This window comes from Collinsella sp. AF08-23, assembly GCF_003479805.1.
Lineage (GTDB): Bacteria > Actinomycetota > Coriobacteriia > Coriobacteriales > Coriobacteriaceae > Collinsella.
Genome location: NZ_QUHV01000005.1, coordinates 138,608 through 147,883, shown reverse-complemented (window position 1 = coordinate 147,883; position 9,276 = coordinate 138,608). Strand labels below are relative to the sequence as shown.

At 62.5% G+C, this 9,276-nt stretch carries 7 protein-coding genes; all 7 read left to right on the top strand.

Annotated features, from left to right (window positions below; all coding sequences use genetic code 11):
• Positions 1-96 precede the first annotated feature (96 nt).
• The 7 genes from dltA (at position 97) to DWV48_RS04430 (ending at position 9,196) form a co-directional block, all read left to right on the top strand.
• Positions 97-1,653, top strand: a complete 1,557-nt coding sequence (dltA, locus tag DWV48_RS04460; RefSeq protein ID WP_118653625.1) for a D-alanine--poly(phosphoribitol) ligase subunit DltA — start codon at positions 97-99, stop codon at positions 1,651-1,653.
• A gap of 8 nt (positions 1,654-1,661) precedes the next feature.
• Positions 1,662-2,867: a D-alanyl-lipoteichoic acid biosynthesis protein DltB gene (dltB, locus tag DWV48_RS04455; RefSeq protein WP_118653624.1), complete on the top strand. Its 1,206-nt coding sequence runs from the start codon at positions 1,662-1,664 to the stop codon at positions 2,865-2,867.
• Positions 2,868-2,929: 62 nt separating this feature from the next.
• Complete coding sequence (gene dltC, locus DWV48_RS04450) at positions 2,930-3,181, top strand: D-alanine--poly(phosphoribitol) ligase subunit DltC (protein WP_118653623.1); 252 nt, start codon at positions 2,930-2,932, stop codon at positions 3,179-3,181.
• Between the two features lie 47 nt (positions 3,182-3,228).
• Positions 3,229-3,402 (top strand): hypothetical protein, encoded by a 174-nt coding sequence (locus DWV48_RS04445; protein WP_233546140.1) that lies wholly within the window; start codon positions 3,229-3,231, stop codon positions 3,400-3,402.
• 33 nt (positions 3,403-3,435) lie between these two features.
• Positions 3,436-4,623: a D-alanyl-lipoteichoic acid biosynthesis protein DltD gene (gene dltD, locus DWV48_RS04440; RefSeq protein ID WP_118653621.1), complete on the top strand. Its 1,188-nt coding sequence runs from the start codon at positions 3,436-3,438 to the stop codon at positions 4,621-4,623.
• An 80-nt stretch (positions 4,624-4,703) separates the two neighbouring features.
• On the top strand, positions 4,704-5,867 hold the full coding sequence (locus tag DWV48_RS04435; protein ID WP_118653620.1) for an AI-2E family transporter: 1,164 nt from the start codon (positions 4,704-4,706) through the stop codon (positions 5,865-5,867).
• Positions 5,864-9,196 carry an ATP-binding cassette domain-containing protein gene (locus DWV48_RS04430; RefSeq protein ID WP_118653619.1) on the top strand — a complete coding sequence of 1,111 codons (3,333 nt, stop codon included), beginning with the start codon at positions 5,864-5,866 and terminating at the stop codon, positions 9,194-9,196. Before DWV48_RS04435 ends, DWV48_RS04430 begins: the two co-directional genes overlap by 4 nt.
• Positions 9,197-9,276 lie beyond the last annotated feature (80 nt).

Below are 9,276 nucleotides of genomic sequence, written 5' to 3'. Positions count from 1 at the left end.
TCGAAATTTATCGATGGCCTATTTCAGACTGTAATGGGGTAGGCTCTAGCGGTCTGTCGAAAACGCGAACGAACGCGGACGGGGAAGTGATATGGCATGAAGTATTTGGAGATGATCGAGGCGGTTGCCCGTGAGCGGCACCATGCTCCGGCGGTGCGCGTGTCGACGGGCGCTGAGTTCGATTACGGCGAGGTGTGGGCGGCGTCCGACGCGCTCGCGGCATATATATCGGCTCATGTCGAACGGGGCGTCCCGGTCATGGTGTACGGGAATAAGGACCCCTTCATGGTGGTGGGATTCCTCGCCTGCATGAAGGCCGGGTGTCCGTATGTTCCCGTCGACTGCACCTCGGTTCCCGCCAAACGCGTCGCGTCCATCGCAAGGCAAATCACGCGCGAAGGGTCGTGTCCGCTGGTTTTGGCTACCGAGGATATTCCGCGTGTCGAGGAGATGCCGCCGCTCACGGTGTTGTCCCAAGACGAGTTCTGTCGCATCGCCGCGACGGGTGGCGAAAGCGATCGCGGGCGTTGGATTGCAGGCGAAGACATCGCCTACATTCTGTTCACCTCGGGGTCGACGGGTGCCCCCAAGGGCGTTGAGATCACCGCAGCGTGCTTTGACAACTTCTGCGCTTGGGACGTGGAGCTCGCCCGTATGGCGGACGAAGGCCGTTCCCTGGGCGCCGTTTGGCTCGATCAAGCGCCTTTCTCCTTCGACCTGTCGGTCTTTGAGATGGCCGGTGCCCTCGCGAGCGGGGGATCCCTCTACTCCCTTGCCTCCGCAACGCAAAGCTCCGCTTCATCCCAGATGAAGGCCCTTGCGGACAGCGGCGTCCAGGTGTGGGTTTCGACCCCATCGTTTGCCGAGCTGTGTCTGGCGAACGTGGAGTTTCGCGATAAGCTCCTGCCCGATCTTCGCCTGTTCATCTTTTGCGGTGAGACGCTCCCCAACATGGTAGCCGCCCATCTTCTCGAGCGCTTTCCAGCTGCCCGCATCCTCAACACGTACGGACCGACGGAGTCGACGGTGGCAGTGACCTCGGTTGAAGTCACGGCAGACATGGCGTCTTCCGACGAGCCCCTGCCCGTAGGCGTCCCGCGTCCTGGCACGCGCTTGCGCATCGTGGATGCGGATGGATCCGATTGCGAGCCGGGCGTTTTCGGCGAGGTCGTAATCGAGGGGAACACCGTTGCACGTGGCTACTTTGGCCGCGACGACCTCACCGCGCGGGCATTTGGGCAGGCCGAGCTCGATGGCGAGCAGGTGCGGGCGTACCGCACGGGCGATGAGGGCATGCTCGACGAGGACGGCATGCTTCACTTCCGCGGTCGCCTGGATCTTCAGGTGAAGCTCAACGGCTTCCGCATTGAACTGGGGGAAATAGAGGAGCAGCTGCGCCGGCTCCCCGAAGTCGCCGCTGCCGCGGTGACGGCCACATATCGCGACGGGAAGGTGTCGCACCTGGTGGCGCACGTGGTGCCCGCGCGCCCGCTTGAGCAGACGCCGTTTAGGGAGGGGCTCGCGCTGAAGGAGCGTCTAAAGGCGACGCTTCCGCACTACATGATTCCCAAGAAGGTTGCATTTCGAGATTCACTGCCCATGACGGGCAATGGCAAGCTCGATCGCCGGAGCCTGCAGAGCGCGGGCTGCTAGGAGGACGCATGGGTTTTTATACCTCGCCGTCGTTCTTCATGGCATCTGCCTTCCTGGTGGTGCCCGCCGCCGTTCTCGGCCTCACGGGCAGGTCCATGAGGGCATATGGCATGACGGCGTCGTGTCTGATGATGGCACTGCTGTTTACCGGGAATCCACAGGGTCTGGCAGCGCTTGGCGTCTTTCTCACTATCGCTTCGCTGGGTGCCTATGCGGTGCATCGCAGCTGGTGTACCGAAGGCGGTGCCAAAAGCCTTGCGGTCTATCGCGCGGCCCTGCTATCCACCATCGTCCCGCTGGTGATCTATAAGGTTGGGGCGGTGTTTGACCGGGACCTGCTGGGGTTCATCGGCATCTCCTATATCACCTTTAAGGCGGTGCAGGTTCTCATCGAGATGCGCGACGGCCTCATCGAGCGCATGGATCCGCTCGACTATCTGTATTTCCTGACCTTCTTCGCCACGTTCACCTCGGGACCGATCGATCGATCCAGGCGCTTCGTCGAGGACATCCACGCCCCTAGACCGCGCTCCGATTACGCCGACCTGCTCACGCGCGGCGTCATGATGATGTTCGCGGGCGCCGCAATGCAACTCGTCCTCGCGACGATTGCGCGGGGGTTCTACGACGCGAGTTGCGCTCCCGCCGGCACGCTCACGCTCGATGCGCTCACTATGCCCGTCGCCTGCCGTGAAGTGCTTCGGGCATATGGGTACGCGGCGTACCTCTTCTTTGATTTCGCCGGGTACTCGCTTATGGCGATGGGCTTGGGACGGTGCTTTGGCATCGCCGTTCCGGCGAATTTTCGCGCCCCGTACATCGCCGTCGATATCAAGGATTTTTGGAACCGCTGGCACATAACGCTGTCGACGTGGCTGCGCGACTTCGTGTTCATGCGGTTCGTTCGCATGGCGACCAAGCGCAAGCTCTTTTCGAGCAGGCTGCAGACGGCGTGCGCCGCCTACATGGTCGACATGGCGCTTATGGGGGCTTGGCACGGATTGACGGTGGACTACCTTGCGTACGGTATCTATCACGGTGTCCTGCTCGCGGTGACGGAGGTCTACCAAAAGCGCAGCTCATTCCACAAGCGCCATCGCAAGGAGGGTTGGTACAAGGTGGCGTCGTGGTTTGTCACCTTGCAGCTCGTGGTCTTGGGGTTCGCCCTGTTCTCAGGGCAGGTCTCGGGCCTGATTGCGGCGGCGTTAGGCTGACGATGAGCTCGTCGGCATATAGACAAGGCGCCTGCGTGGCGCATGAGAGAAAGGAATTTCCCATGGCAATGGACAAGAACGAGATCGAATCCCGGGTACTCGAGATGCTCGAAGAGATCTGCGATGACGAGGCGGTGCGCGAGGAACGCGATGTCGACCTGTTCGAGGCGGGTCTGCTCGACTCGCTCGCGGCCATCGAGGTGCTCGTTGGCATTGAGGAGAACTTCGGGGTCGAAATCGCGCCCACGGCGGTTGAGCGCAAGGAGATGAACACGGTGAATAAGATCATCGAGCAGATCGCGGTGCGCTTGTGAGCGCCTCCGGAGGGCGTTTTGGGCGAACCGGGAGTGCGGTGTCACCCGTGGCGTCCGTGTCGCATGTGGTGGAGCGCGTGCGAGCATGGTGGTATGGGGGCTCGGTTTCTGCGGCGATCGCCTGGACGTGCGCGCTTGTGGCACTCGCCGCCCTGCTTGTGTGGTTTTTCATCTGCTCTCCGTACGGCGCGCCGGCTTCTCCGGTTTACGCCGAGTTTTAGCATGCGACCGATAGCGAGAGGAGGGAGCATGATATGAAGCGTCTCATTGCGGTATGCGCCGCGCTTGCGCTGATTTCGAGTGCCGGTGTTGCCTTTGTGTGCGCGGGTGGCGTGCGCGCCCTGCCGCCTTCGGACTTGAGGACGGCGTATCCCAGTTACGCGGAGGTTGCGAGCTGGGATTTCATGGCGGGCGAGTACGATGCGCTCCGAAGGGGTGGAGACGACCCGCGGCTTATTCTCGGCTCTTCCGAGCTCAATTCGGCCCCTGCGGGCCCCGCTCATCCGGGCCGTCTGTTCGCCGATGGGCGATATGGCGTCACCTCGGTTGTGGCGGGGCGGGCTGGCGTCAATGACCTGTGGCAGGCGATTGAGGTTGGCGCGTTCGCTCCCCATATGCCAAAGGGGAGCCGTCGCGTCGTCATCTTTGCGAGCATGCAGTGGTTCATGTGCTATCGGGATCCGGCGAGTACCTTTCCCGGCGTGTTTTCGCAAGGCGCCTACGATGCGTTCATGGCGAACCCCTCCATTTCGCGTGAGATGAAGGCTCGTGTTGTCGAGCGCGTGCGAACATATGGCGTTGAAGATGCCGACGGGAGCGCCTCCACGCCTTTGGGATTCGTGAACGCCGCGGATCGCGCTGCGACCTCGCTCGCCTCCGACCTGCGCCTCGCGCAGTCGTTGCGCGCGGATGGGGCGGGGGAGCCGCATGACCCCAAGGCGAGTGCGGGCAAGCAGGGCACCGCGGGAGGAAAAACCGCCGCGCTCGATTGGGGCGCGCTCATCGAGGAGGGTAAGCAGCGTGCGTCCAAGGGCTCGTCTAACAACGAGTATGGTTTTTACGATGGCTGGTACGAGAAGAAGTTCGCAGCCTGGCTCGACGGTGCCCAGCGCGCCTGGCACGTGGACGACGGCGTGTACTTCAGCCAGCAGGAATACGAGGATTTCGAGCTCATGCTCGACGTTTGCCGGCAAGTGGGCGTAGAGCCGCTCATCGTTATCCAGCCCGTCAAGGGCAAGGCGTACGACCAGACCATCTACACGCGGGAGGTGCGCGAGGCGTACTACACGACGATCCGCGCGATATGCGATCGCATGGACGTGGAGGTCGCCGATTTTTCGGGATACGAGTACGATCCGCTGTTTCTGCGCGACTATTCGCATCCGTCCGCCTATGGCAGCGCCCTATACTCCCAGGCTATCTATGACTTTTGGACGCGCTAACCACGGCGATTTGGGTATAAACAGTTGATATGCACGAGGCGTCCGTCAGGACGGACGCGAGACCAGACCGAAAGGGCCTCATGTTCGATCAGCAGACCCGCCGCATCGCTTTGCTCATTGCCTTTGGCGTGTGCCTGCACGTCGCCGTTTCCCATCTCGACGTGGTACTGGGTGCCCTGTCCGCGATCGTCGACATCTTGTTCCCCGTTCTACTTGGCCTGGGTTTCGCCTTCGTTCTGAACGTGCCCGTTTCGGGCATGGAGCGCTTGCTTGCTCGTCTTACCTCCCGGCTGCCTGAGAAGTACCGGCCTCGCCCGGGCACCGTCACCATGGCGAGCATCGTCATCGTGCTCATCCTCATCGCAGGCGTCGCCGTACTTGCGGTGACCATGCTCGTCCCTCAACTCGTCGCCTCTGCCAAGACGATCGCGCCGTTGCTTGCCGAGCGCCTTCCCGAGATCGAGCGGGCGCTCGCCGAGAGCGGCTTCGACGTCGACAGGCTCGCCAAGGTGTTCCAACACTCCAGCTCCTCCGCGGCTGATGGTTCCGCGTCGGGGCTCGAAGGATTACTGAGTTTCGGCCTCGGGTCGGTCGCGACCTCGGTGTTCGCGGCGGCGCGCTCGACGGTCTCGGTTATCTCCAGCACCGTGTTCGCCTTCGTGATCGCCGTGTACGTCTTGGCGAGCAAACGCACGCTCGGCCGTCAGGTGAATCGCGTCATGGACGCCCATCTCGATGCGGGTCACGCCGCGCGGATCCGCCATGTCGCGCATCTCGCCTCCGACACGTATTCCAAGTTCCTTTCCGGCCAATGTGTCGAGGCATGCATTCTGGGAACGCTGATATTCCTCGCGTTCTCCGTGGTTCGCTTGCCCTATGCCGGGCTCATCGGCTTCTTGACGGCCCTGTTCGCCTTCGTTCCATACGTGGGCGCGTTCGCCTCGTGCGCGATCGGCGCGTTCCTCACGCTGCTCGCCTCGCCCGAGCACGCGCTGCTCTGCGTCGTCGTCTACCTGGCGGTTCAGTTCGTCGAGAACCAATTCATCTACCCGCACGTGGTGGGCTCCTCCGTGGGGCTTTCCGCCCTGTGGACGCTCATTGCCGCGCTCGTGGGCGGCAACCTGTTTGGCATCGTGGGCATTGTGTTCTTCATTCCCATTGTGGCGGTGCTCTACGAATTGTTCAGGGAGTGGACGAACGCGCGTCTTGCGGAGCGCGGCGCGGCGGGGGAGGCCGATGCATGATTGAGATTCGCGATATCGCCAAGACGTATACCACGGGCGATCTGGTTCAGCGTGCGCTCGACGGCGTTTCGGTGACCTTTCGTGACAACGAGTTCGTGGCGGTGCTCGGGCCATCCGGCTCAGGCAAGACCACCTTTCTGAACATCTTGGGCGGATTTGACCACGCCGACTCCGGTGACATCGTGGTCAACGGCATCTCCACGCGTGACTACGGTGACGCCGAGTGGGACACCTATCGTAACCACCGCGTGGGCTTCATCTTCCAGAGTTATAACCTCATCCCGCACCAGACGGTGCTCGCCAACGTCGAGCTTGCTCTCACCCTGGCGGGCATCGCGCCGGCCGAGCGCACGCGCCGGGCGACGGCAGCGCTCGAGCGCGTGGGTCTGGGCGGCCATATCAACAAGAAGCCTGCCCAGCTCTCGGGCGGTCAGATGCAGCGCGTCGCGATTGCCCGCGCGCTGGTGAACGACCCTGAGATCGTGCTGGCCGACGAACCCACGGGTGCCCTCGACACTGAGACGGGCATCCAGGTCATGGACCTGCTTGCCGAGGTCGCGCGCGAGCGGCTCGTGATTATGGTTACGCACAATCCGCAGCTCGCTGAAGACTACGCCACGCGCGTCGTGCGCATCCAAGACGGTCGTATCGTGGACGACACGCGTCCGGTGGGCGAGAAGGAGCTTGCCGAGGGACTGGCGGAAGGGGCGGGCCGCGAGACGTCCACTGACCCCAAGAAGCGCTCGTCCATGAGCCTGCTCACGGCGCTGTCGCTCTCCTTCAACAACCTGATGACCAAGAAGGGCCGCACCATCATGACGGCCTTCGCGGGTTCGATCGGCATCATCGGCATCGCGGCGATCCTGGCGCTCTCCAACGGTGTGAACGGCTATATCGCCAAAGTCGAGCAAGACACGTTGTCGAGCTATCCGCTCACCATTGCCCGCCAGAGCTACGACCTCACGAGTATGATGACGGGCGACGCGGGCACTTCTTCGGGCGAAGATACCGCCGGCGCGGCGGGGGAGGGCACGGCCGGTGACGACACGGCTTCCGCCTCGCACGATGACGCCCAACCCGAGCCTGGTGATAAGATTCCCGTGTTCACCATGCTCTCCGACATGTTCGCCAGCGTGAAGTCGAACGACATGGCGAGCTTCAAGGCCTTCCTCGATAAGGACGCCGATGAGCTCGAAGGAGAGGTGTCCGCCATCCAATACGATTACGGCATCACGCCGCTCGTGTACCGCGCGGACGAGGGTGCCGATCCGGTCCAGGTCTCGCCCAACGCCTTGTCCACGGCTATGACCGGCGGGGCGAGCTCTGCCGCCATGGCGGGCACGATGATGACGGGCACCACCGCCTTCAACGAGATGATTGACAATCCCGAGTTGCTCGACGAGCAGTACAACGTGGTGGCCGGTCGTTGGGCGCGCGAGGCCGATGAATGCGTGCTCGTGCTCTCTGCCCGCGGCAAGATTTCCGACTACACGCTTTACAGCCTCGGCGTGCTCGACCCCTCCGAGCTCGATCGCATGGTGGACGGCGCCATGAGCGGCTCGGGCGAGATCGATGTGCCCGAGGTCGACGTGGACTTCACCTACGAGGATGCCCTGGGGACGAGCTTCAAGGTGCTGACCGCCTCCGATTTCTACCGCAAGAACGCCGAGACGGGCGGTTGGACGGACATGTCCGATGACGCCTCGTTCGTAGGGCAACAGGTCGCGAACGGCCTCGACCTCAAGGTCGTGGGTGTGGTGCAGCCGAGCCCTACGGCCAAGTCCGCGGCGCTCTCGCAGGGCATCGCCTACACGCATGAGCTCACCGACGAGCTCATGGAGCGCGCTGCGAATTCCGAGATCGTCAAACAGCAGCTTGCGCACCCCGAGGTCGACGTGTTCACCGGCAAGCCCTTCGCCACCCTGCAGGAGGAGGCGAAGCAGGGCGTGGACCTGGCGAGTTTGTTCATCGTGGACGAGGCGGGCCTCAAGTCGGCGTTCAAGATCGACGAGAAGGCGTTGGGCGCCGGGCTCGACCTGTCTGGATTCGACTTTGCAGGGCTGAACTTGGGCGGCGTCGATATCGACCTTTCCGGGGCGCTCGGCTCGCTCGATCTCGACGCGATCTTGGCCAACCCGCCGCAGCCCGATCTATCCGAGATTTGGGGTGACTTGAGTGACGGCGACCTGCTCACACGCGAGCAGCTTGAGGCGTCAATGCAAGCGGCGTATGCGTACTCGAGTGGTTTCGTGGCATGGCTCGAAGGCAACGGCGGGGATCTCAGGCCCGATGACCCCGACTTCGCCGCCAAGTTGCTCGAGGCGTTTGCCTCGTATAACAACGCGGAAGAGGCTCAGGCGCAGCTTGCCATCATCGCAAAAAACGCGGGCGAGCCGGTGGCGGAGCGCTTGCAGGAGGCGATGCGGCCCTATATCGAAAACCAGCTTGCCCCGTATATGACCGAGGCATTCTCCCAGATGCTCGATCAGGCGGGGGAGAAGATCGGCGCCGCGATCGCCTCCCAGCTCCAGACGGGGCTTGGCCAGGCGATGGCAGCGGTTGCCCCGCAGCTCGCGCAGCGCCTTGCGGCGAATATGCAACAGGCGTTCTCGGTTGACGGCACCGCGTTCGCGAATGCGATTCATTTCAACATGGATGCCGAGGACCTGTCATCGCTCATGACCAGCTACGCGAACGCCGGCAAGCTCACGTATAGCAACAATCTCTCTACGTTGGGATACGCCGATCCGTCCGACCCGCAGTCGGTGAGTATCTACCCCGTCGACTTTGAGGCCAAGGAGGTTGTGCTTTCCGCGATTGATCGCTACAACGAGGATATGCGCGCGGCGGGCGAGGACGACAAGGCGATCGTCTACACCGACTACATGGGTGTGCTCATGGGCAGTGTCACGAGCATCGTCAACATGATCTCGCTTGTGCTCATCGCCTTCGTGAGCATTTCGCTCGTGGTGAGCTCCATCATGATCGGCATCATCACGTATATCAGCGTGCTGGAGCGCAAGAAGGAAATCGGCATTCTGCGCGCGATGGGTGCGTCCAAGCGCAACATCGCCAATGTCTTCAACGCCGAGACTTTCATCGAGGGCCTCATTGCCGGCGTGTTGGCGATAGCCGTGGTGGTGCTGGTGTCGTTCCCGGTGAACGCGTGGGCGCTCGCGAACCACCAGATCGAGAACGTCATGCAGTTGCCGGTGGCGTCCGCGCTCGGGCTCATCCTCATTAACGTGTTGCTCACCGTGGTTGCGGGCCTCATCCCGAGCCGCAACGCCGCCCGCCGCGACCCGGTGGAGGCGCTGAGAAGTGAGTAAAACCTCAATTTGGGGACAGGCACTTTTTGAGGTCGAGAAAGCGCGGGGGACTGAGTTAACTAACAGTTAGGTTTCCTGGC

Coding starts and splice junctions, on each gene's coding strand:
- dltA (WP_118653625.1), top strand. CDS start 97: ATGAAGTATTTGGAGATGATCGAGGCGGTTGCCCGTGAGCGGCACCAT.
- dltB (WP_118653624.1), top strand. CDS start 1,662: ATGGGTTTTTATACCTCGCCGTCGTTCTTCATGGCATCTGCCTTCCTG.
- dltC (WP_118653623.1), top strand. CDS start 2,930: ATGGCAATGGACAAGAACGAGATCGAATCCCGGGTACTCGAGATGCTC.
- dltD (WP_118653621.1), top strand. CDS start 3,436: ATGAAGCGTCTCATTGCGGTATGCGCCGCGCTTGCGCTGATTTCGAGT.
- DWV48_RS04435 (WP_118653620.1), top strand. CDS start 4,704: ATGTTCGATCAGCAGACCCGCCGCATCGCTTTGCTCATTGCCTTTGGC.
- DWV48_RS04430 (WP_118653619.1), top strand. CDS start 5,864: ATGATTGAGATTCGCGATATCGCCAAGACGTATACCACGGGCGATCTG.